Here is a 23,189-nt window from a genome sequence, read left to right on the forward strand (position 1 = left end):
AGACGGCTGGAGTTAGCGCGTGACATATTCCTCGGTCTCGGTCGAAGGTCTCGAGGACCTGGTCTCGAAGATGCAGACCGCCATGATGACCATCGATTCGTTCACGGGTCAGCTCGGCTACAGCAGCATCAAGAACGACATGGACGACCTGGGTGTGACGTCCGAGGCGATGCGGACGTTGCGGCTCATCCAGGATTGGATACACGACGACGAGCTGCCATCCCTGCGTCGCCGGCTGAATCTGGCCCGGGGCCTGCAGCAGAAGTCGCCGAACGCGACCATGCTCACCCTCGACGAAGCGCTCGTCGACGCCATGAGCTCGGAGGAGGCCGAACAGCGCGGACGTGAGCTGGCCGAGGCGTTCAACGAGCTCGGAGGTGTCAACGAAGGGTTCGGCGACCTCATGGAAGACTTCGAAGAACTCGCCTATGACCCGGATGCCATGGCGGGGTTCTACGCCGAGCTGGGCCCGGAGCTGGCGGCGATGTTCGCGGGCACCCTCGGCTACCCGGGGAACAACGCGGGGGATGACTCGCAGCGCTACCTCGAGCTGATGAGCATCGGCCTCGGAACGGCCTTGATGGACGAGACCCGGCCGGGCGACTGGTACGACATGAACGAGTTCTTCCAGGAAACCGACAATCCCGTCGCCGCGTGGGGGCGGCTGGCACTGTTGCAGTACGGCGACTTCTCGGACTCGCAGTTCTTCGTCCAGATGACCGTGGAACGCACCGCGCTCGACGCGTTCACCCAGGACGATTGGGCGGACCCGTACAGCAACATCTCGGCGCAGAACCTGTACCCGCACGAGCACCACATGAATGTGGATCTACCGGCCAACATCGCCGAGATGGCCTTCCTCACGCTCGGCAAGCACCCCGAAGCCTCCCGGCAGGCCTTGAGCGGGTATGAGGACTTCCCGCTCTCCAGTTTCGTCGATCGCGTCTACGAGGCGGCCGACTATCCGCACGACCGCTACGAGCTGGCCGATGCGTTCGGCCTGGCGATCGAGTCGGGCGTAGGTGCCGAAGGCGATCCGCCGCGGACCGAGCACACCGAGGAAGAGGCGGCGTTCGCGTTCGAGTTCATCAACGCCTCCGCCGGACACGACGAGGTTCCGTACCAGATCAAGGATTCCCTCGGCCGCATCGGCGCGTCGTACGTCCACGAGATGGTCGCGGGTTCGTACGTCGACGACGGTGAGCTGCCCGGCGACCGGAACTCCTCCATGACCGATGCGCCGAACGACTTCCCGGAGGGCGTCGGGCTGGAGCCGTCGTTCTACCTCAGCCCGGAGATCACCTACCAATTCCTCGGCAGCTTCCAGGACGAGCTCTACCTCTCCGAGCCGTACGACAACGCGATGGGCCTGCTGCTCAGCGAACAGCTGGATGCCGCGATCCAGGCGGATCAGGCCGGTGAGGGTGACGGTAACCGCACCCAGCAGGTGATGGAGCTCTTCGGCGGCGCGTCGCAGCTGCATTACCTCGCCCGCCGCGAGTACGCCGCGGACTTCGACGCACAGGAGGAGCAACGGCGGGCGGGAGTCGCACAGTTCTACAGCAGTGGCATGGCGATCATCCCGGTTCCGGGTGCCGGGCATTATCTCTACTGGGGCTTCCAGGTGGTGGCCAACGACAAGCTCAGCGACTGGGTGAGCGGGGGCCCGGGAATGGAAGACCAGGTGGTGTCCGAGAACGCGAACGCGGAAGCCATGCGTTGGTACATGACGGTCCAGGCGATGATCGAGAACGGGGTGGGCGAGGACGCCGTCCCGAACGCGCCTGCCGGGCTGTTCGAGGACGGCGAGCTCAAGCCGATGGACGAGATCTTCGCCGATGAGCAGCTGCGCCAGGACTTCTACGACTGGGTCAACGAGAACCCAGAGCTCAACGGTCCGTCCGACGACGCGCAGAGCGGCTGGAACGACGGCGCACACGGCGTCGACACGTACATCGGAGCGACGAGGTGAGCGCTCGTCGTCGCCTGGTGCGATCGAACCAGGCGCAGATCGGAGCGGCGGTTCTCGCCGCGGTCGCGCTGACGTCGGCATGTACCGGGGACGACTCCACCGCGGACGTGGAGACCGTGCAGGGCGACGTGGTCGCGGCCGTGGCGCCCCTGCTCGACGAGTACGAGAGCCTCGGTGAGACTACGCGCGACGTGCGCCGGGACGGTGTGACGGAGCTCGGGTGCGCAGACGGCGGCCGCCGAGCTCAGCATCAGGTCGTCTTCACTTATCCAGGCGGCAGCGATGTCACGGTGGAGAACACGCGGCGGGTCTATGTCGACTTCATCGCCGCCCACCCGGACTTGGACGTCCGCGAAGGGATGAATCTGGCGGGAGAGGCGCTGACCGATCACGTGCAGGACGGGACGTCGTTCTTCGAGATGCGGGAGATCATCCGCGACGGCTACACCATGAGTCTCATCGTGGACATGGACCCGGCCGCGGACGGTGGCACCGTGGTTTCGGTCGACGCCCACACGACGTGCGTGAAGTGAACCGGCCGGCTGAACCGGCGGCATGCCGACCATTCCGGGGTCGTCGTTGGACGGCAGACACTCGCGCTACTGCGGTCCAGTGGCGCCGGCGAGGCCTTTGAGGGATCGACGTCGTGGCGCTGTCGACGACACTGGCGACTCGACGACAGCGCCGGCCGCCTGGTCGAGTGCAGGCCCCCGCGCTATTTCTCCCACGGCGCGTCCGGCCTCTACTGGTCGTTCCGACTCTCATTCGGCGGAATCGGCGTTCCAGTATCGCCCGCAAGGTCGCTGGGCGCGAAGGCGGCCAATTTCGAGCGGAGTGGCCGGCCAGCGGGGTCACAGCGACTCGCGTGTACTCGCCGCGACCGTGGCGTAAGACTGGCTCATGACCACCGAAGCCGGGGACCTGATGCCCACGACGGTGAAGCCGATGCTTGCCACCCTCGCGGCCCTGCCCGTCGACGACACCGGGCGGGGCTTCGAGATCAAATGGGATGGCGTGCGAACGCTAGCTCGGATCGATGGCGGCGCAGTCCGGCTGAACGGCCGCACGCTGCGCGACGTCACCACCAGCTACCCGGAACTCACGCGTCTGGGTGCCGCTCTGGCCGGTCACCGGGTGTTCCTCGACGGCGAGGTCATCGCTCTCGTTCGCCGGCGCCCAGCCCGACAAACCCTGGACGCCCGCCCATCATCTGTCGGAGGTGGTCGCGATACTGGGCCGCAGACGCCAGGGAGGATGCGGTGATAGGCCCGACATGCGCGAAGGACGTCCGCCGTGGCGACATGGTGAATGACCGAGTCGTCGAGTGGGCCGCGTGGTGCCATGTCGAACGGACAGTGACCTGGTGGCTCGACGAAGACAGATCCATGACGACCGACACCCGACCGTGGGACGACGTCGTGGAAGTCACCGGCGCTGGTCGGCCCCTGCGTCCTCGAGCGACGATGGCGGCCATTGGCCGAGCCTGGCTCAGCTCAGCCCTTCACGCCCACCACCTCAAGGCGGATCGCTCGTACGCACAAGCGCGCGCCTCATCAGCCGATCGAGTGTCACTCGACGGTGCAGTCGCGCAGCGCCGGCCTCGGTCGTGGCACAGCGCTCTGAGTTTCGCCTGAGATCCGCGCGTGAGGCTGGATCCCGCTCGGCATCACCGTCGGGCAGCCGGAGGCGGCGTGGCCGATGGGGTGAGAAGCCCGATCGTTCGCAGCCGGTGTCGAACTGCACGTGCGCATGTGAAAGGGGATGGGGGCGCGGACTCGCATGAGCATCGAGCCCTCAAGAATCTATGGCGTCTCGTCTTGCTGCCATCGTCGTCAATCTTCGTCGTTCCTTGATCGTGGTCGGTGTCGCCAGCCTGAGCGGCGTGTTGCTGGCCGGTCTGGCGTTGCCGGTGGTGGCCGGTGTGGGGCTCATGGCGCGCGAGACGGCTCAGACGTTTCAGGAGATGCCCTCGGAGCTGGCGCATCTGCCGCTGCCGGAACGATCGACAGTGCTGGATGCCGACGGCAACGTGCTGGCCACGTTCTATTCCGAGAACCGCATCTATGTGGGCCTGGACAACATCGCCCCGGCGATGCGGGACGCGATGCTGGCGATCGAGGACGACCGGTTCTACGACCGTGGGCCGATCGACTTCCAAGGCACGGCGCGGGCGCTCATCCGTAATGTCGAGGCCGGTGAGACTACCGGTGGGGGCTCGACGCTCACTCAGCAGTACGTGAAGCTGGTCCGGCTGGCCCAGGCCGAGACCGATGCCGAGCGAGCCGAGGTGCTGGAGAGCAGCGGCATCGACGGCTATAGGCGCAAGCTGGAGGAGCTTCGCATGGCCATCGGTGTGGAGGAGCAGTACACCAAGGACGAGATCTTCGAGCGGTATCTGAACATCGCCTACTTCGGCGCGGGCGCGTACGGGGTGGAGGCGGCAGCGCGGGCGTTCTTCTCCACGACGGCGGCCGACCTGACGTTGCCGCAGGCGGCCACTATCGCCGGGCTGGTCCAGTCGCCGTCGGCCACCGATCCGACCCGCAATCCTGAGCCGGCGCTGAACCGCCGCAACGTGGTGTTGGACCGGATGGCGGAGACGGGCCGGATCACCGAAGCGGAGGCCGCCCAGGCGCGGGAGACCGACCTGGGCTTGAACCTGTCGGCGTCGCCGAACGGATGTGTGTCGTCCTATGCCGGGTTCTTCTGCGACTACCTGCTGCACGAGGTCCGCACGCTCTCCGAGCTCGGCGACACTCCGGAGGAACGCGAGGATCGGCTCCTCACCGGCGGCCTGACCATCCAGGCGACCATCGACCGAGACATCCAGGAGGCGGCCGACGCGGCGATCGCCGACCGGGTCGGCGCCACCGACGAGCCGATCGGGGCGGCGGCCACGGTGGAGCCGAGCAGCGGGTTCATCCGAGCCCTGTCGAACTCGCGCACCTACGGCGACGAGGGCGCGGGGTCGTCGTTCATCAATTACGCCGTCGACGCGTCGATGGGTGGCGGGGCCGGCATCCAGTCTGGGTCGACGTTCAAGACATGGGTCCTGGCGGCTGCGATCCGGCAAGGCCGCGGCGTCGACACCGCGATCAACTCCCCCCAGACGATCGACATGAGCGACGAGCCGTTCCGCATCTGCCAGAACGGTCAGACCGTCACGCGCGACCCGGACTACACACCAGCCAACTCCACAGGGTCCGGCACGTTTACCATGCGCCAGGCAACCGAGCGGTCGGTCAACACGTACTTCATCGAACTCTCCCAGCGCACCGGCCTGTGTGACCCGGCCACGATCGCCCAGGGCGCCGGCGTGTACCGGGCCGACGGCGCCGAACTGCGCCAGGTGCCGTCGTTCGCGCTCGGATCGAACGAAGTCTCGCCGCTGGCCATGGCCGGCGGCTACGGCATGTTCGCCAACCGCGGCATGTACTGCCCGTCGACCTCCATCGCGACGATCACCGACACCAACGGCGAAGTCCTCGTCGACCACACCGACCCGGACTGCGAGCGAGTACTCGACGCCGATGTCGCCGACACCGTGGCCGATGTGCTCGCGGGAGTGATCAGTACCCCCGGTGCCACCGGCACCCGCATGCAGCTCAACGACGGACGTCCGGCCGCCGGCAAGACCGGCACCACGAACGACTCCATCGCCGTGTGGTTCGCCGGCTTCACCCCACAGCTGGCAACGGGGGTGGCGGTCGCCGACGTCGACGGACGGATCACCTCACTGGTGAACCACGAGTTCCACGGCGACCGGCTCGGCTCGTCCGGAGTCTGTGGCGGATGCATTCCCGGGCCGATCTGGAAGGACATCATGGACGCAGCCCACGAGGACCTCGACGTGGTCGACTTTCCACAGCCCGACCCCGAAACCCTTCAAGGCGACCAACCCGCCCAACGGCCTGAGACCGCCGGCAACGACGCTGAATGACGCGGCCCGCTGCTGGCCGCGCTGGACGTCGCGTCGGCGGCGGACGTGCTCGAGGCGCTGCCGGACGGGCTGGACACCGTCGTGGCCTCGGGTGGGAAGGGGTTCTCCGTCGGACAATTCCTCGTCGACACATCTCGCCCGGGGAAGCGGCGGTGGTGCTCGATGCAGCGCTGCGGCAACCTCGCCAAGGTCCGCGGCCACCGTCAGCGCTCGCGCTGACTACATCGAATCGGAGAGCGCCTGAGTGCCGAGGACGACGGCCAGCGCCAGGCGCTCGGCGTCGTCCGTGCCGGGTTCGGCCGTGTACACCATGATGCGCAGGTCGTCGCCGTCGACGATGAGGGTGTCGCAGTCGAGGGTGATGAGGCCGGCCTCGGGGTGATCGATGACCTTGTGCCGCGCCCGGTCGCGATCCGGGCGGATCTCGGCGGTCTCCCACAGCTCGACGAAGCGCGGGCTGTGTGCGCTCAGCTCGCGGACGAGGTTCTCGAGCCTGCGATCCGCGGGGTAGCGGGCGACGGTGAGGCGCAGGTCGGCGACGAGGCCGGCCTCGAACTCCGCCCGTTCCTGCTCGCTGAGGACGACGCGGCTGCCGGAGCCCACGAGGTTGCGCCAGACGCCGTTGCGCTCGACGCCGCGCCACGAGGTCGTCTCGCCCATCAGGGCGTCGTACGGCACGTTGGCCACGATCAGGCTCCAGGCCGCGTCGTAGACGGCGACCGGTGTGTGCGCCAGCCGGTCGAGCAGGCGTTGCACGCTCGGCGTCACCCGCGAGGAGACCAGCCCGATGCCGGGCGGGACCTGACCGGCGAGACGGAACAGATGCTCTCGCTCGCCGTCCGACAGCCGCAGCGCGCGGGACAGCGCCTCCACGACCTGACTCGACGGCGAGGTGGCCCGCCCCTGTTCCAGCCGGGTCAGGTAGTCCACCGAGATCCCGGCCAGCGTCGCGAGCTCTTCGCGGCGCAGTCCGCTCGCCCGGCGGCGGCGACCCACCGGCACTCCGGCGGTCTCGGGCGCGACGCGGTCACGCCAGGCGCGCACCGTCCGCCCGAAGTCCCAGACATCCACGATTCCAGTGTGCGCGCCGGCCCGGGCGTTGTCCTGGCCCTGGCATTCCTACGACAACTGGACGACTGCCCGACCCAACGGGAGCGTCCGACGCTGGAGGCATGACCACCACACTCATCACCGGGGCGAACAAGGGCCTGGGGTTCGAAACCGCCCGGCAGCTCATCGCCGCCGGGCACACCGTCTACATCGGCGCTCGCGACGAGGGCCGCGGACGCGCCGCCGCCGACCGGCTCGGCGCCCGCTACGTCCACCTCGACGTCACCGACGACGACTCGGTCGCCGCCGCCGTGGCCACCGTCGAGGCCGGAGGCGGACTCGACGTGCTCATCAACAACGCCGGCATCGAAGGACGACTGCCCGACAACGGGATCGTTGCTGCGGCCGACACCACCGCCGCGCAGATCCGCACGATCTTCGAGACCAACGTCTTCGGGCTGGTCCGGGTCACGCACGCGTTCCTGCCGCTACTGCAGAAGTCGACCGCACCGGTGATCGTCAATCTGAGCAGCGGGCTGGCCTCGTTGTCCGCCCTGAGCAACCCGGACAGCTCCACGCACTTCTACCCGGGCGTGAGCTATCCGGCCTCCAAGGCCGCGGTCAACGCGATCACGATCCAGTACGCCAAGGCCTTCCCGCAGCTCCGCGTCAACGCCGTCGAGCCGGGCTACACGAACACCGACCTCAACGGCGGCACCGGCACCCAGACCGTGGAAGAGGGCGCCGAGATCATCGTCCGCATGGCCCAGCTCGGCGCCGACGGCCCGACCGGGACGTTCGTCTCCGCCCACGGCCCGCTCGCCTGGTAGAAGGTCACCGGGAGCAGCCACCAAGCTGCTCCCGGTGCGGCAACCTACTGCGAGCGTCCGCCACCCGTACGCTCGAACCGTGCCATCCCGCCATCGAGCCGTTCGAGCCGACCCCCCCCCGCGGTACTCCGGCGTACCGCCGATTTCGTCAACGAGGATGCACCTGAAAAGCATCGACGATTTCACGCCCTGGTGCTCCGCACCATTCTCGATCCGGCCAGTCCGCTGTTTCGAGAGGCGCGTTGCCTGATCGAAGAGGAGGTGGAGGTGCGCGAGGCGGCGTCGTACCATTCGATGCTCGCGGCGGTCGCCGATATACGCTTCTTATCTGCTAAAGCGGGTCTGGCTTCGAACCGGACCTGGCAGGCTGGTCCGGTTCGTGGCGGGTGCAGACCGTGGGTCTGGACGCCCTCTATGCCAGCATGGCGCACACATAGGATCGTGCTTCGCCGAAACACGATCCTATGTGTGTACGCCGATTCCGGCACGCGACCACCGTCCTGCATGGGCAGCGTCGGCCGGAGCGTTTGCAGGACTGTACATCGGCGGCGTGCGTGCGCGGTTGAAAGGCCGGGCGTCAGCGCTCGTAGATACCGACGACGCGGTTCTGTTCGATGATGGCGTCCGCGTACTGGTCGAGGAACTCCTGACGCGTCGGTGTGCCGTCGACCGAGCGATCGAGCGCGTAGACCCAGAAGTAGTAGTGGTGTGGGCCGTGGCCGGCCGGCGGACGCGGGCCGCCGTAACCCTGCGCGCCGAAGTCGTTCGGACCGGGCCGGAACCGCCCGTCCGAATCCGGGCCGAGCTCGGTGGTGTCGGCCGATATGCCGTAGAGCGTCCAGTGCGTGAAACCGCGCGGCATCGGCGCGTCCGGGTCGTGGCAGATCAGCGCGAGCTCGACCGTGCCCTGCGGTGTGCCGCTGACGGTCAGGGTCGGAGCGACGTTGTCCCGATCCTTGGCATGACGGTCGCCGAGGCGCCCGTCGGTGCCGATATCGGAACTGGAGACCTTCAGATCCTTGATGTTCAGTGCCAAGGTTCATCCCTCCTGTTCAGCGCAGGCGAGCCACGAGACGTCCATGCTTCGCGATTCAATGTACGCCAGGCCTGTACCCATCGGCCCATGATCATGAACACTTACCGTGCCATGTGAACGGTTAGTGTTCATGATCATGGGAACGGGCCGTGGGTGGGGTGGCAGACTGGCGAGCATGGCGAACCCAGTCTCGGCCGTGAGCGTCGCCGGCAGAATGGCCGGTGCCGCACGTGCCTTCATCGAGTCCCTGGAACCCGAGCAGCGAGCGAGCGCATGCGCGCCGTTCGACTCGCCCGATCGCCGCGAATTCACCTATCTGCCGGGGCCGCGTCCCGGACTCGCTCTCGATCAGATGACCGCGGAACAGCAGGCGCTCGCGATGGACTTGCTGGCGACGGGGCTGTCTGAGCACGGATTCGCGACGGCCCAGGCGATCATGCAACTGGAAGCGATCCTGGCGGAGATCGAACAGTCCATCGGAAAGCCGGGGTGGGAGCGGAGGCATCCGGAGTATTACTGGTTCCGGGTACTGGGTGAACCCGGCGGCGTCCAACCGTGGATGTGGAAGGTCGGCGGCCACCATCTCTGCGTCGAGATGACCGTCGTCGGAGAGGCCGTCGCCGGCACGCCACAGTTCTTCGGCGCCAACCCGGCGACGATTCCGCACGGCCACGACGACGGCGGCCGACGTACGCTTCCGGATGAGGAAGACCTCGCTCGTGCCCTGCTCGCGGAGTTGACTGCGGAACAGCGAGAGCTGGCCGTGACCGGCCCGGTGGCGCCAAAGGATATCCTGACCAGGCACGACCCGGTGGCCGACGTGGGCGAGATCCCATCCGGGCTGCTCGCCGGTGATATGCACGCCGACGCCCAGCAGCGGCTCGTCCGGCTCGTCCGCAACTACCTGGAACGGGTTGTCCCGGAGATCGGCGACGCGGCATGGCGGGAGATCGACGACGCAGGGCTGGACCGGGTGTCGTTCCGCTGGGCCGGTGCTCTGGAACCGGGACCCGGCCACGGGCACTACTACGCCGTTCTCGGCCCCACCTTCCTGCTCGAGTACGACAACACGCAGAACGACGCCAACCACATTCACACCGTGTGGCGGGATCTGCGGAATGACTGGGGCGAGGACATTCTGGCCGGCCATTACGCCGCTCATCCGCACGGCTCGTGATACGCCGATGCCCTCGCCGCAGCACATACGGCGAGGGCATCGACCGCCCACGCGGATTATCCGAGGTGAACGCGGCGGCGGGTCAGCAGCGCGACCGCCGCGCCGCCGGCGAGAAGCACGCCGCCTACGGTGATCAGCCATCCAGACAGCGCCGAGCCGGTGTCCGGCAGGTCGCCGTCCTTGCCCGTGTCCGCGCCGGTTCCGGTATCCGAGCCGCCGTCCGGGCCGGTTTCGGTATCCGAGCCGCCGCCGGTGTCCGCACCGTTTCCGTCGTCGCGCCCGGACGAGTCCCCCGTGCCGTCGTCGGTACCGCTGTCGGAGCCTTCGTCGCCCCCGGCGCCGTTATCGTCGCCGGTGTCGCCTCCGTCACCGTTGTCGGCGCCGTCGTCGTCACCACCCTCGTCACCGGGAACGTCCCGCGCCGCCTCGACGATGAACTCCTCGGACAGCTCGACGTCGGCCGCGGTCAGCGTCGCGGTGGACGTGCCCACCGGATAGTCGGCCGGGACGGTCCAGCTCAATTCGCCGGTCCCGTCGTCGCCGACGGTGGTGGCCCCGACCTCGGCCTCCATCCCGCCCGCCAACGTGATGGTGAAGCTCAGCGGGTCGAGCTCGGTTCCCGGCTCGTAGAAGTCGGCGAAGGCGGGTGCACCGTCCTCGGTCAGGGTCGCCGGTACGGCCGTCGCCGACGCGACACCGTCGTCGATCGTCAGCGGTGCGTCGGAGAGGTCGAGGGCGGCGAACTCCACGTCCGGGTATTCGACCAGCTCGCCGCTGTCCAGGCTCTTGCTCGCGACATCGGCGGTGAGCACACCGGTGTCACCATCCACGACGATCTGCGGGTCGGTGAGCGTGAGCTGCAACAGCGGGCCGTCGCCGTAGTCGTGCCCGGCGAAACGCACCTCGCCGGCGAAGCTCAGCTCCGCCGTGGTCTCGCCGACAGTCCCATGTCCCTTGGCGAACCGGAAGGTGCCGTCGTCGTTACGCGTCGCCGGTTCGCGGACGTCGATGGAGCCGTGGGCGATATTGCCCTCGATGTAGTTCCGGAACGACTCGCGCACCCCCCAATCGAGCGTGCCGTCGCCCGCGGTCGCGCCGTCATCGGTACGGACGACGACCGTCGCCTCGGCCCCCGGCGTCAGATGCTCACCACGGAACGTGATCGACTCGCCTTGCTTCACCGTGGACGGAGAGACGGTGAAGGCCGGCTCGTCCGGCTCGGGGTCAGGATCGGGATCTGGGTCTGGGTCGGGATCGGGGTCGGGATCTGGGTCGGGATCTGGGTCGGGATCCGGGTCTGGGTCAGGATCCGGGTCAGGATCCGGGTCTGGCTGATCGTCGGCGAACGTGATCGGGACGAAGACGTCCTGGCTGCGGTCCGCACGGTGATCCTCCTCGATGGCGTCCTGTGCCTGCGCCGAGTTGAAGCCGGCGACGTAGCACTGCACCTCGCGGCAGTCCTCGCCGGAACCGGTCACGGTGCCCGGGACGGTGAACGTGCGGCTGAGGCTGCCGTCGTCGTCGGTCTCGATCACCCCGTGACCGAGCCAGCCGGTCGGCCAGCCGTAGGTCTCGTGCTTCGCCGTGTCAGCGGTGATCGCGATGGAGATCTTCCGGTTCGGTGCGAAGCCGGTGCCGGTCACCGAGATCTCGTCGCCGACCTTGAGCTCTTCGGTCGGCTCGACGGTCAGCTCCGGTTCCGCGTCCGGCTCCTCACCTGGGTCGCCGTCGTCGGCCACGGAGACCGGAACGGCGATCTCGTGGTCGGGGTTGGCGGCCGCCCCACCCGCGGCGTAGGTGTAAACGCCGTGGTTGCCGTCGACGTCCGCGTCATCGCCGACGGTAAGCGTCGTGGAGAACGTTCCCTCGGCAGTCAGCTCCGCATACTGCCCGAGAATCGCGCCGCGATACTGGTCGGGTACCTGGTCGAGCGTGGTCTGCGGCATCGCCCAGCGCTGGTCGATCACGGTGCGGGCACCGGACGGTGCGCCCACGGAAGGTTGCCAGGTGTCGGCGAACTCGCCGAAGACCACGTAGACACCGGCCGGCAGGCCGGCCGGAACGGGCGGCCGGGTCGCGGTGTTGGCTTCCGGGTCGAACCCGGTGCCGCGGACGACGATCTCGTCTCCGGCATCGACCTCGGTGTCACCGAGCGGCGTCTCTCCATCAGCCGCGAAGACCTCGACCGTCGGCTCCCAGACTGGCTCCTCGGGTTCCTCGGGTTCTTCGGGCTGCTCGGGTTCTTCGGGCTCTTCCGGTTCCCCGGGTTCTTCAGGTTCCTCGGGCTCTTCGGGCTCCTCCGGTTCTTCCGGCTGCGGCTCGAGCGTGACCGAGAAGCTCACGGGATCGAGCGCGACGTCCGGCATCTCACCGGCGTAGAAGACGTCCCAGCCGATCGCCTCCATGGCGTCCGGCAAGCCGGTGGCTTCAGCGTCGGTCACGGTCACGACGCCGTCGTCGTCCGGGGTCAGGTCTGCGTCGTCGAGGTCGACCGTGGCGAACTCGAGGTCCTCGCTCGTCTCCAGCGCCGGTGGGTCCACGTTCGGGTTGGCGCCGACGAACGGCCGGTAGTCGGCGTCGACGACGAGCGTTCCCTCGTCCCCGTCCAGCTGCAGGCGGACGTTGCGTACGGTCAGCTCCAGCACGGGGCCGTTGCCGTAGTCGTGGCCCCAGGTATAGACCTGACCGTCGAATGCCAGCTCTGCGCGGCCGGTTCCTGAATCGATCGCTCCGGCGGCATTCGGAAAGGTGAAGGGACCTCGTGCGTTGCCGGAGCCGTCCTGCCACTCCGCGCCGTCGCTGGTGACGATCTCCCCGCCGGCGATAGGCCCGGCGATGTAGTTGCGATATGACGTCCGTAAGCCCCATTCGAGGCTACCGCCCGACACCGGGCGGGCAGCGCTGTCAGTGCCGTCCTCGCCGGCCGTCAGCGCGCCTGCGCCGATCGTCGCGCTCATGCCTCCGAAACTCAACACGGCGGCCAAGCCGGCTACTGCCGAGCGTCGTAGCGCCCGGCGCCCCCTCTCGTGTGTACTCACGTCAGTTCTCCCTGGTAGGTGCGGAAGGTGCCGTGCGGTGCCGACCGGCGACGAACGCCCCGGTACCGGCGGCGAGCAGCACCGTCGCGAGCGCTACACCGGTGGTGACCGGCTTCCCGGTGGCGGCGAGATCGTCGGCCGCGTCGGCGGCCTTCTCCGTGGTGGCGTTGTCACCGGTGGCGCCGTCGTCACCGGTGGTGCCGGTACCGTTCGCCGAGGCCGGGCCGTCGTCGGATCCGGCGTTGTCGCCTGCTCCGCCGCCCGCACCCTGCGCACCCTGGGCGTCGGAACCGTCGTCACCTGTGTCGGTCCCGCCGGACTCGTCGTCGCTCGCACCGGATCCGGCGAAGGTCACCGGGACGAGCACATCGGCGCTGCGGTCGGCTGTGCGGGTGTGGTCGGCCCGTGTCCCGACGACGCAGCCGTCGGGCGCGGCCGATGGATCGAGGCAGTCGGTGAACTCGTCCCGCGCGGCCACATGGAGCTCGACGCTGAACGAGCCGGTGCCGTTCACCTCCTCGAACGGCTGCGCCAGGCCTTCGCCGTAGGACGGCGGGTTCGACGAGATCCAGGCCGACGTGCCGCCTCCGCCCTCCATATCCGCTCCACCCAGGCATGGCGTGGGCTGCTGGCCCGCGCCGTTGTCAACGCAGAGCACGACGTATACGCCCTTGTTCAGGTCGAATCCCGATCCGTTGACGGTGATGGTCTCCCCGTCCGGATCGAGGCCGTCGGACTTGGAGACGGTGACGGTCTGCCCGTCCGGGCCGGTGGCCGTCGTCGTCGCTGTCGCCACGGCCGGTAGTGACAACGCGCCGGCGGCGGCCAGTGAGATCGCGGCCGTCGAGGTCAGCACGGTTCGGCGTGATGGGCGGCGATGCATGTGCCGGCGCAGAGCGAGGGCACGCGGTGTCCGCATCGTTGGTGTGGGCATCCTCCACCTCGGGTTGGTTTCGGTATGGATGTCGGCAAGGATGGCAAAGGTTAGCCTTGCCTGTATTCGGATAGGCTAGCCTTAATTGATCCGACTGAGGAGGGGCCCGTGACTACGATGACCACGGTGGACCGACCGTCGTTCTCTCAGCGGCTACGGGAGCGCAGCTGGACGCTGCATCAGCGAGCCGAGGGTGCCGGTTTCATGAAAGCGCTGATGAACGGGGAGATCGAGCGCGCTGGATACGCCCTGATGGTCAGCCAGCACCTGTTCATCTACGACGCGCTGGAGACCACGGAGTGTGATCTTCGCGACAATGAGGTCGCCGGTCCGTTCATCACCGAACGGCTGCATCGGGTCCCCAGCCTCCGCGCCGACCTGGACGCTCTGCTGGGCACGGACTGGGCCGAGCGGGCGGAACCGCTGCCGGCCACCCGGACCTACGCGGCCCGGATCCGGGAGATGGCCGCCTGGCCAGGGGGTTTCGTGGCACATCACTACACGCGGTATCTGGGCGACCTGTCCGGCGGGCTGGCCATCGGCCGGGTAGTGGCCCGGGTTTACGGCCTCGACGGCCCCGGGGTCAGCTTCTATCGGTTCGATCGGATCGACAAGCCGAAGGTCTTCAAGGACGAGTACCGGCACCGGCTGGACAGCACGGCCTGGGAGCCGGATGAGCAGGAGCGCATCATCGACGAGGTGCTCAACGCCTACCGGCTCAACACCGAGGTGTTCGCCGATCTGGCGCGGGAGCTCGGTATGGGCGCTCCGCGCTGATGGCGGCGAACCAGACAACCGGCCGTGGCGCCGTCGGCCAGAACCGGTTGCGACGTCCGCGCCGAGTGCTGACGCTGCTCACTCTTCCGGTTGCCCTCGGGCTGCTGGCCGGCGGCTGCATGGACACCTCCGACGACGGGAACAGGGGCGAGGGCGTCCACCGCGCTGCGGCCACGGGCGGCGCGGGGGAAGGCGCAGGGAGCGGCGGGGCGAGCGGCGGGGGCGATCCGGCGATGGTCGATGCGTGTCCAGAGCCGGTCGAGGGATTCGCCGTCTCGGTTGACGCCGACGGCGAACCGATCGAGACCGCGGACAGCGACGCCGGTGTCAAGCGTGGCGGTGACCTGCCGGACCCGCACACGCTCACCGGCCCGTCGACGGCCCAGATCGCCGACGAGGACATCCACCCGGTCGTCGACGACCCGCGGCCGGAGCTGCCCGTCGTCGTCGAGTCGTGCGACGGCGAGACCGTCCAGGTCGCCGACGCGAGCCGGATTCTCGCCGTGGACCTGTACGGCACGCTTGCCGAGATGGTGTTCAGCATCGGCCTCGGCGACCGTGTGGTCGGGCGGGATACCTCTACGGGGTTCCCGCAGGCCGAGCACCTGCCGCTGGTCACGCCCAGCGCGCACGACCTGAACGCTGAGGCCATCCTGGCAATCGATCCGACGGTGGTGCTCACCGATGCCAGCATCGGGCCGCCGGAGGTTCAGCAGCAGCTTCGTGACGCCGGCATACCTGTCATCTTCTTCGACGACGCGCGCACCATCGACGGTGTTCCCGGACAGATCCGGGCAGTGGCGGGTGCGCTCGGCGTGCCCGAGGCCGGCGAAGCGCTCATCGAGCGAACCCAGGCCGAGATCTCCGCGGCGATGGCGATGGCACCGGACGACGGCGCCCCGCTCCGGATCGCGTTCCTCTACATGCGCGGAGGGATGGTGCAGCTGCTGGCCGGTCCCGGTTCGGGGGCGGACGCGATGATCTGCGCGATCGGGGCGGTCGACGTGGGCACGGACATCGGGCTCGAACGTTCCTTCACGCAGATCACGTCGGAGGCGCTGATCGAGGCGGCCCCGGACGTCATCATCATGATGACGGAAGGTCTGAACTCCATCGGTGGTGTCGACGGGTTGGAGAAGGTGCCCGGAGTCGGTCAGACACCGGCGGGTCAGAACCAGCGCGTCGTCGACATGGATGACACCCAGCTGCTCAGCTTCGGGCCGCGGACCGGCCAGACCATCGCCGCGCTGGCTGAAGCCGTCTACGTGCCGTGAGCACCGACGTCTCCAGGACGGACAGCCAGACGCCGCCCGCAGATGCGGAGGTGCGGCGGGACCGGCCTCCGCACGGTGGTCGGCGCGCGCCGTCCAGGCGTGTGCGGGCAGCGGTGCTGATCGGCGGGCTGGCCGCTGCGCTGGCGATGGTGGCGGTGGTGTCAGCCGGGAGTGGCCAGCTGGCGATCCCGCCCGGTGAGGTCGCCGGTTCGGTGCTTCACCGGGTGGACGGCGGGCTGGAGTCGTTGCTGGCGCGGTTCGGCGTCGTCGCTGATCTGCCGCTGGACGTGGGGCCGTTGCCGTCGCACGCGCAGGGGGAGAACACGCTGTGGCTGGTGCGGTTCCCGCGTGTGGTGCTCGCGATGCTGGTGGGCGCCGCGCTGGCGACCGCAGGCGCGCTGATGCAGGGCATCTTCGGCAATCCCCTGGCCGAACCCGCGCTGGTCGGCGTCTCACCGGGAGCGGCGGTCGGCGCGAGCCTGGTGTTCGTCACCGGGGCCAGCTTCCTCGATGAGTGGACCGTTCCGGTGGCGGCGTTCAGTACCGGTCTGTGTGCGACGCTGCTGGTCTACCTGCTGTCTCGTTCCGGCGGCCGGACCGAGGTGGTCACCCTGATCCTGACCGGCGTGGCTGTCACCGCGGTCGCGTCCGCGCTGGTCGCCTTCAACACGTTCGTGGCGAACCCGGAGGCGCGCGAGCAGATCGTGTTCTGGCAGCTCGGCAGCCTCAACGGCGCACGATGGCCGGCGGTGACCGCGGTGCTGCCGTTCGTCGTCGTCGGGCTGGTCGCCGCGGTGCTGCTGGCTCGATCCCTCGACCTGCTCGCCCTCGGGGACCGGGCGGCGCGACACCTCGGGGTCAATGTGGAGCGGTTGCGGATCGTGGCCATCGTCGTCGTGGCGATGCTCGTCGGCTCGGGCGTCGCTTTTGCCGGGGTGATCGGCTTTGTGGGACTGGTTGTTCCACATCTGATCAGGATGGTGGCCGGTCCCGGCCATCGGGTGCTCTTGCCGGCCAGCGCGCTCGGGGGTGCCGTGTTGCTGGTGGGCGCCGACCTGGTGGCGCGGACCGCGATCGCCTACGCGGATCTTCCGCTCGGCATGCTCACCGCGCTGGTGGGAGGGCCGTTCTTCTTCTGGCTGTTGCGCCGCACCCGTAGCCGGGCAGGTGGTTGGGCGTGATCGGGCGGTCCGTGTCGCGACGTCGGCGGATACCGGTGCGGCTGGATCCGGGTGAGGTGATCGCGGCGGCGCACGGTGCCGGGGTGGTCCTCGGCGGTGCCCGCGTGCTCGACGACGTCACGGTCGATGTCCGCACCGGAGAGGTTTTGGCGTTGGTCGGGCCGAACGGGGCCGGGAAGTCGACCCTGTTGTCGGTGCTGGCCGGCGACCTCGCCCCCGTGTCCGGGTATGCCGAACTGATCGGACGGCCGCCGCGACGGTGGTCCGCGGCCGAGGCGGCGATGCGCCGAGCCGTCCTGCTTCAGCAGGTCAGTCTGTCGTTCCCGTTCACCGTTGCTGAGGTCGTGCGCATGGGCCGATCGCCGTGGGCGGGTACCGAGCGGGAGGACGAGGACGAGCAGGCCGTCGCCGAGGCGATGGCCACGGCGGATGTGGCCGCCTTCGCCGAGCGCCGTTTCAACACGTTATCCGGAGGTGAACGAGCACGGGTGGCGCTGGCCCGAGTGCTCGCCCAGCGTGCGCAGCTGGTCCTGCTCGACGAACCTACCGCCGCGCTCGATCTGCACCATCAGGAGATGGTGCTCGGCGTGGCGAGGCGTCGTGCGGCGGCGGGGGACGCCGTCGTCGTGGTGCTGCACGACCTGAATGTGGCGGCCGGGTACGCGGATCGGATCGTGGTCTTATCCGATGGTTCGGTTGCCGCGGTCGGCTCTCCGCAACAGGTGTTCACCAGCGGGTTGCTGAGTGAGGTGTACATGCACGAGGTGGAGGTGCTCGATCACCCGCGGGCGTCGACGCCGATCATCCTGCCACGCCGTTGAAACACGGGTCGCATGCCTGAGTCCGCGGCGGAGACGATGGCCTTCGCTCGCAGGAATGCGCATCTACCAGCGCCTTTTCCCGCCGCCCCCACGTCAACGTTATGACGGCGAGGCCCCTTCATCGAGGCCCTCGATATACGCCTGTAGGCCGTCCAGGAGGCGGGCCAGACCGAACTCGAAGTACTGCTCGTGAGTCCAGGAGAACGTGTCCTCGGATAGGCCGGCCATCGTCGGGTACCGGCCGCTCTCCATGGCTTTGGTCAGTATCGGCTCCTGGGTGGCCCAGAACTCCTCGGTGCTGACGCCGGAGTGTTCCTCCGCCCGCTTCTCGCCGAGATGCGCACGGGCGGCGCTCTCCACGAAGTTGAACACCAGGCTGAGCACCATGAGCATCTCCGGATCGCTCAGCCGGGTACCTGACCGCAGATGGGTGAGGACGTACTCCAGTCCCGCCAGGCCGTTCGGGCCGAGTAGCGGTCGGCTCTGGTCGACGAACGGATACCACGGATGCTCCAGGCAGAGCTGCCAGTGCTCGCGTGCTGCCATCTCGAGCAGCTCGCGCCAGCCGAGCGAAGGTGATTCCGCGATCTCGGGCGGTGCTTCGGAGACCCGGTCGAGCATGAGGTCGAGAAGCTCGTTCTTGCCCGGGATGTAGCGGTACAGCGACATGGTGCCGACATCCAGCTTGGTGGCCACCTTGCGCATGGAGAGGGCTTCCAGGCCCTCGGCGTCGGCGATCTCGATCGCGGCGGTGACGATCCGGTCCAGCGTCAGCCCCGGCTTGGGGCCGCGGGTGGGACGCTCACGCAGGTTCCAGAGCAGCTCCAGGCTGCGGTTGACGTCGCCGCTGCCGCTGTACTCGGTCGTCATGGTTCCCACAGCTTAGCCACGGTGGGTGCGGCACGCTGCACGCCGCCCGGGACGGCGAAATAAATGCGTGCACTGTACGCGTTGACGGGTATAGTGTACGCAGTTGTGTGCTGTGCGCGAGAGGAAAGGAGGCGCAGTGACACTCACCGAACCCGCGATCGTGGCCGAAGGGCTCCGTAAGCAGTACAAAGAGAAGCGGGCCCTGGACGGGTTCGACCTCACCGTCCCGCCAGGCATGGTTTACGGCCTGCTCGGCCCGAATGGAGCGGGCAAGACCACCGCCGTTCGAATCTTGGCCACGCTCGTCAAGCTGGACGGCGGGCGGGCGGAGGTGGCCGGCTTCGACGTCGCCGCCAAGCCCCGGCAGGTCCGTCGGCGGATCGGCTTCACCGGTCAATTCGCCGCCGTGGACGAGGTGCTGACGGGCCGGCAGAACCTGCGCATGTTCGGGCGGCTGTTCCATCTTGGTGCGAAGGACGCGGTTCGCCGTGCCGATGAGTTGCTGGAGCAGTTCGACCTGATAGACGCGGCGAACAAGGGCGTCAAGGAGTACAGCGGCGGCATGCGTCGCCGGCTTGATCTCGCGGCCAGCATGATCCTGGCGCCGCAGGTGCTGTTCCTGGATGAGCCGACCACCGGGCTGGACCCGCGCAGCCGGAACGAGGTGTGGGAATCGATCCGATCCCTGGTCTCGCAGGGGACGACGGTGCTGTTGACCACTCAGTACCTGGATGAGGCGGACCAACTCGCCGAGCGGATCGCGGTGATCGACCGCGGTCGTGTGATCGCCGACGACAGCCCGGCTGGGTTGAAGAACCGGATCGGAGGCGATCGGATCGAGGTGGTCGCCTATCAGACGGCGGACCTTCCGGCCGTGGCCAAGGCGGTGAGCCGCGCGGCGTCGGCGGAGCCGGAGATCGACGACGAGGGCCGTAAGGTGCACGCCGAGGTGCGAGACCGGGTGGCCGCGCTGACGGAGGTGGCTCGCAGCCTGCAGGACCAAGGGCTGGCGATCGAGGACATCGGCCTGCGGCGGCCGACTCTGGACGAGGTGTTCCTGACCCTGACCGGCCACCACGCGGAGGAAGAGGAAGGGGTTGTGGCATGAGTACGCCGAGTATCGTTCGGCCGGGCGCCGACGCCGGCGGCCGGCCTGAGATGGACGTCGACGGACTGGGGCAGCGGCTGCACTGGGCCGTCGCCGATTCGTGGACGATCGTCCGCCGCGGCTTGACCCACTACGTCCGGCAGCCGAGCAACATCGCCTGGCAGCTGGGGTTCCCGATCGTGTCCGTGCTGTTGTTCGGGTACGTCTTCGGCAGTGCGATGTCCGTCCCGGGCGGTGGGGACTACCGGGAGTTCCTGATGCCCGGCATGTTCGGCATGACCATGGCGATGGGGTTCATGAACACCGCCTACGTCGTCGTCTACGACACTGCGCGCGGCGTCACGGATCGCTTCCGTTCCATGCCGATGGCGCCGTCGGCGGTGGTGACCGGCCGCGGAGGCAGCGATCTGATCGGGGCCGCCATGGACCTGCTGGTGCTGGCGATGACGGCGTTGGTGGTCGGCTGGCGCTCGGACGGTGGTCTGCCGGCGACGCTGGCCGCCTTCGCGCTGTTCCTGCTGCTCAGGTTCGCGTTGATCTGGGTCGGCATCTGGCTGGGTATGTTAGTGCCGAATGAGGAGGCGGCCGGCAGTCTGTTCGCGGTCGCGTTTCCGTTCGCGATGATCTCCAGCGTGTTCGTGGCTCCGGCCCAGATGCCGGACTGGCTGGCCGCGATCGCGTTGTGGAACCCGGTCTCGTCAACCGTGACCGCCGCCCGGGATCTGTTCGGTAACCCGGTCGCTCTCGGCGACACCTGGGTCGAGCAGAACGCCTTGCTGATGGCGATCGTCTGGCCGATCGTCATCACGGCGGTCTTCCTGCCGCTCGCCGTCCGGCGCTTCCAGCGGCTCAGCCGCTGACCTGGATCGCCCGAGGCCGAGGGCGATGCCGGCGCCGCACAGGAGTACCCCTGTCATCGCCGGTATCGCCCAGGCCGAATTGCCGAGCATCAAGCCGGCAAGGTAACCGGAGATCGGCATGATGCCGATGAACAAGCCGGCCCGGTCGGCGCCGAGCCGCGCGACCCCGCTGTACCAGAGCAGAAACGCGATCGCCGTGGTGCCGACCGCCATGTACAGCAGAGCCAGGGTCTCGCTGGAGGTGGGCGCCTGGACGATCCGCTCGCCGGTGACCAGGCTCACCGCTGCGAGCATCGGGGCGGCGATCAGGCAGGTCCCGGTGGACAACTGCAGCGGCGTGAGTTCCTTCAGTACCGGCACGGCTAGCAGCGTGAACCCGACCTCGCAGGCCAAGAACGCCAGCGCGTACGGCCAGGCGAACAGAGGAGCACCGGTGGCGCCGTGAACCAGCACGATACCGGTCACCACGCAGGCGCTGCCCGCCACGGTGTGCCGGCGGATCGAGTCACCCCTGGTGGCCGGGCCGAGCAAGGCGAGGATGAGTGGCGCGGCGCCCACCACCGCGGCCATGAACGCCGGGTCCGCGTGCCGGGTCCCCTCGATGAGCAGCCAGTTGAACGCGGCCAGGCCGGTGGCCGCGATCGCGATCAGACGTAAGGCATTGGCCGGTGTCACCCGAAGCACGCCGACCACCGCGGCGGGCGACCGGATGATGAGAATCGCCAGCAGGATCAGTCCGGCGAGAAGGTAACGCCATGCCTGGCCGGCGAGGACGGGGTAATCCTCCAGGGTGGGGGCGATGGCGATCGATGTGCCGACGATGGTCATGCCGATCGCGCAGGTGGTGGCCCCCACGGCGGTGGCTGTCCGGTGCTGGCCGGATACCTGTGCAGACTTCACGGCTTGAACTCTGCCGGGTTATCTGGCCTATAGACAGGGCCAGTATTGGAGTGCTTCACTGGGCCAGTGCCATCGGAGAGCGCCGACCGTCTCGCCGCCCGGTGCGGCGCTGCGCCGGCGAGGGGCAAAGCCGACTGGTTGCGGTCGCAACTGATCGACGCGATCCACGACGGTTGGTTGAAGACCGGCGATGTGCTCCCCGGGGCGCGTGACCTGGCTGCCGCCCTGGGTGTGTCGCGCGGAACCATGGATGCCGTGTACACCCAGCTCGTGGCGGAGGGATTCGTACGCCAGGAGCCACGGCGCAGACCGGTGGTGGCGCGCGTGCCGGGTTCCGGGCCATCGGTCCCGGAGAGGCTGACGTCGGCCGCGCCACCGCCGTCGCCGGGCGTGCCGGACCCGTCGCTGTTTCCGCATCGGGCCTGGGCGGCGGCCACCCGGGCGTCGCTGGCGAAGATGGCCGGGGAGGATCTCGGATATCCGGACCCGGCCGGCCATCCTCGGCTGCGCACCGTGCTGTCCGACTGGCTGCGCCGGACCCGCGGGGTATCGACGAGACCCGACGACATTCACGTCACCGCGGGGATCGCCCATGCGATGGCGTTGCTCGCCGACGTGCTCGGTGCCGGCACCTGGACATTAGAGCGCCCGGGTTCGCCAGGGACGACGCACATGATGCAGCAGTTGGTGAACGTCATCCAGGTGCCGATCGACAACCACGGCATGGTGCCTGCGGCCATCCCAGCCGAAGCCGGGGCGGTGCTGGTGACACCGACGCACCAATACCCGACCGGGGTCCTGATGCCCGCCGATCGGCGCCGTGCTCTGGTGGACGCGAGCGGGGCGGCCGGCCGTTGGGTCATCGAGGACGATTGGGACTCACATCTGGCCTCGGCAGGTATCCCGGCGGCCATGCAGGCGTTGGCGCCGGACACGGTGGTGCTGATGGGATCCTTGTCCAAGTCGCTGGCCCCGGGTTTGCGGCTGGGCTGGATCGTGGCGCCGCCGCCCGTTGTGGAGCGGCTGCGTGAACTGCGTGAGCGCTCTGACCTCGGCGTGTCCGTCGTCGTTCAATTGGCTGTCGCGGAACTGATCGAGTCGGGAGGGCTGGATCGGCATCTTCGTCGGGCGCGGGCCGAATACGCTCGACGGCTGGAGCGGCTGGCCGAGCATGTGCGGGCGCACGGCCGGCTCACCCCGGGTCCGGGCGGCGTCCATGCGTTCGTGCGAACCCCCGAGCCGGAAATCCTCGTCTCGGAGATGGCGAGAATCGGCGTGCCCGCGGTCGCCGTCGACGACGACCGCCATCCAGGAGCCCTGATCTCCGTCGCCGCCTTCACTCACCACCCGCCCACGCCTAAATGATCATGTTTGGTAGGTTTTCTCGTGCCGCAACAGGTCTGCAGACATGGTACGGCGCG

Annotated in this window: 18 protein-coding genes and 2 pseudogenes; 14 read left to right on the forward strand and 6 right to left on the reverse strand. The window is 68.5% G+C overall.

Annotated features, from left to right (window positions below; genetic code table 11):
• The first annotated feature begins 19 nt into the window (after positions 1–19).
• The 5 genes and pseudogenes from G1H10_RS02880 to G1H10_RS32245 all read left to right on the forward strand — a co-directional run.
• Positions 20–1,972 carry a hypothetical protein gene (locus G1H10_RS02880; protein WP_163732427.1) on the forward strand — a complete coding sequence of 651 codons (1,953 nt, stop codon included), beginning with the start codon at positions 20–22 and terminating at the stop codon, positions 1,970–1,972.
• Positions 1,969–2,505 (forward strand): hypothetical protein, encoded by a 537-nt coding sequence (locus G1H10_RS02885; RefSeq protein WP_163732430.1) that lies wholly within the window; start codon positions 1,969–1,971, stop codon positions 2,503–2,505. Before G1H10_RS02880 ends, G1H10_RS02885 begins: the two co-directional genes overlap by 4 nt.
• Positions 2,506–2,872: 367 nt before the next feature.
• A complete protein-coding gene (locus G1H10_RS02890; RefSeq protein WP_163732433.1) occupies positions 2,873–3,235 on the forward strand; it encodes an ATP-dependent DNA ligase in 363 nt (120 codons plus the stop codon).
• A 541-nt stretch (positions 3,236–3,776) separates the two neighbouring features.
• A complete protein-coding gene (locus tag G1H10_RS02895) occupies positions 3,777–5,912 on the forward strand; it encodes a transglycosylase domain-containing protein (protein ID WP_163732437.1) in 2,136 nt (711 codons plus the stop codon).
• A gap of 123 nt (positions 5,913–6,035) precedes the next feature.
• Positions 6,036–6,131: pseudogene (locus G1H10_RS32245) on the forward strand (CGNR zinc finger domain-containing protein); the annotation flags it as partial.
• Here G1H10_RS32245 and G1H10_RS32705 read toward each other — a convergent pair.
• Positions 6,132–6,983 carry a helix-turn-helix transcriptional regulator gene (locus G1H10_RS32705; RefSeq protein WP_163732441.1) on the reverse strand — a complete coding sequence of 284 codons (852 nt, stop codon included), beginning with the start codon at positions 6,981–6,983 and terminating at the stop codon, positions 6,132–6,134.
• A 101-nt stretch (positions 6,984–7,084) separates the two neighbouring features.
• On the opposite strand from G1H10_RS32705, the gene G1H10_RS02910 reads away from it, so the two are divergent.
• A complete protein-coding gene (locus G1H10_RS02910) occupies positions 7,085–7,792 on the forward strand; it encodes an SDR family NAD(P)-dependent oxidoreductase (protein WP_163732444.1) in 708 nt (235 codons plus the stop codon).
• Between the two features lie 577 nt (positions 7,793–8,369).
• On the opposite strand, the gene G1H10_RS02915 is transcribed toward G1H10_RS02910, so the two are convergent.
• Positions 8,370–8,828 (reverse strand): YbhB/YbcL family Raf kinase inhibitor-like protein, encoded by a 459-nt coding sequence (locus G1H10_RS02915; protein WP_163732447.1) that lies wholly within the window; start codon positions 8,826–8,828, stop codon positions 8,370–8,372.
• Positions 8,829–9,003: 175 nt separating this feature from the next.
• On the opposite strand from G1H10_RS02915, the gene G1H10_RS02920 reads away from it, so the two are divergent.
• Positions 9,004–10,005 (forward strand): DUF3500 domain-containing protein, encoded by a 1,002-nt coding sequence (locus tag G1H10_RS02920; RefSeq protein WP_163732450.1) that lies wholly within the window; start codon positions 9,004–9,006, stop codon positions 10,003–10,005.
• A 56-nt stretch (positions 10,006–10,061) separates the two neighbouring features.
• Here the strand turns inward: G1H10_RS02920 and G1H10_RS02925 are convergent, their stop codons facing one another.
• Together G1H10_RS02925 and G1H10_RS02930 are read right to left on the reverse strand one after the other, a co-directional pair.
• Entirely contained in the window at positions 10,062–12,962 is a 2,901-nt protein-coding gene (locus G1H10_RS02925) for an HtaA domain-containing protein (RefSeq protein WP_163732453.1), read from the reverse strand.
• Between the two features lie 82 nt (positions 12,963–13,044).
• Entirely contained in the window at positions 13,045–13,977 is a 933-nt protein-coding gene (locus G1H10_RS02930; RefSeq protein ID WP_163732456.1) for a hypothetical protein, read from the reverse strand.
• A gap of 117 nt (positions 13,978–14,094) precedes the next feature.
• Between G1H10_RS02930 and G1H10_RS02935 the strand changes: the two genes are divergently transcribed.
• From G1H10_RS02935 to G1H10_RS02950, 4 genes are all read left to right on the forward strand, one after another.
• Positions 14,095–14,754: a biliverdin-producing heme oxygenase gene (locus G1H10_RS02935; RefSeq protein ID WP_163733281.1), complete on the forward strand. Its 660-nt coding sequence runs from the start codon at positions 14,095–14,097 to the stop codon at positions 14,752–14,754.
• Positions 14,754–16,028, forward strand: a complete 1,275-nt coding sequence (locus tag G1H10_RS02940; RefSeq protein ID WP_216852843.1) for a heme/hemin ABC transporter substrate-binding protein — start codon at positions 14,754–14,756, stop codon at positions 16,026–16,028. The genes G1H10_RS02935 and G1H10_RS02940 overlap by 1 nt, the downstream gene beginning before the upstream one ends.
• Before the next feature lie 146 nt (positions 16,029–16,174).
• A complete protein-coding gene (locus tag G1H10_RS02945; protein ID WP_163733287.1) occupies positions 16,175–17,209 on the forward strand; it encodes a FecCD family ABC transporter permease in 1,035 nt (344 codons plus the stop codon).
• Positions 17,206–18,030, forward strand: a complete 825-nt coding sequence (locus G1H10_RS02950; RefSeq protein ID WP_216852845.1) for a heme ABC transporter ATP-binding protein — start codon at positions 17,206–17,208, stop codon at positions 18,028–18,030. The genes G1H10_RS02945 and G1H10_RS02950 overlap by 4 nt, the downstream gene beginning before the upstream one ends.
• Positions 18,031–18,129: 99 nt before the next feature.
• On the opposite strand, the gene G1H10_RS02955 is transcribed toward G1H10_RS02950, so the two are convergent.
• The gene (locus G1H10_RS02955; RefSeq protein WP_163732461.1) at positions 18,130–18,900 is read right to left on the reverse strand and encodes a TetR/AcrR family transcriptional regulator; all 771 of its coding nucleotides are present in this window, start codon (positions 18,898–18,900) and stop codon (positions 18,130–18,132) included.
• Between the two features lie 136 nt (positions 18,901–19,036).
• Here G1H10_RS02955 and G1H10_RS02960 point away from each other — a divergent pair, with 136 nt between their 5' ends.
• A complete protein-coding gene (locus G1H10_RS02960) occupies positions 19,037–20,008 on the forward strand; it encodes an ATP-binding cassette domain-containing protein (protein WP_163732464.1) in 972 nt (323 codons plus the stop codon).
• Positions 20,009–20,058: 50 nt separating this feature from the next.
• Positions 20,059–20,868: an ABC transporter permease gene (locus G1H10_RS32715; RefSeq protein WP_376778570.1), complete on the forward strand. Its 810-nt coding sequence runs from the start codon at positions 20,059–20,061 to the stop codon at positions 20,866–20,868.
• Positions 20,869–20,898: 30 nt separating this feature from the next.
• Here G1H10_RS32715 and G1H10_RS02970 read toward each other — a convergent pair.
• Positions 20,899–21,768, reverse strand: a pseudogene (locus G1H10_RS02970) (DMT family transporter); the annotation flags it as partial.
• A gap of 66 nt (positions 21,769–21,834) precedes the next feature.
• Between G1H10_RS02970 and G1H10_RS02975 the strand changes: the two are divergent.
• Complete coding sequence (locus tag G1H10_RS02975) at positions 21,835–23,133, forward strand: aminotransferase-like domain-containing protein (RefSeq protein ID WP_163732473.1); 1,299 nt, start codon at positions 21,835–21,837, stop codon at positions 23,131–23,133.
• Positions 23,134–23,189: the final 56 nt, after the last annotated feature.

Origin of the sequence: Phytoactinopolyspora halotolerans, from assembly GCF_010550675.1 — a bacterium.
Taxonomy (GTDB): Bacteria; Actinomycetota; Actinomycetes; order Jiangellales; family Jiangellaceae; genus Phytoactinopolyspora; species Phytoactinopolyspora halotolerans.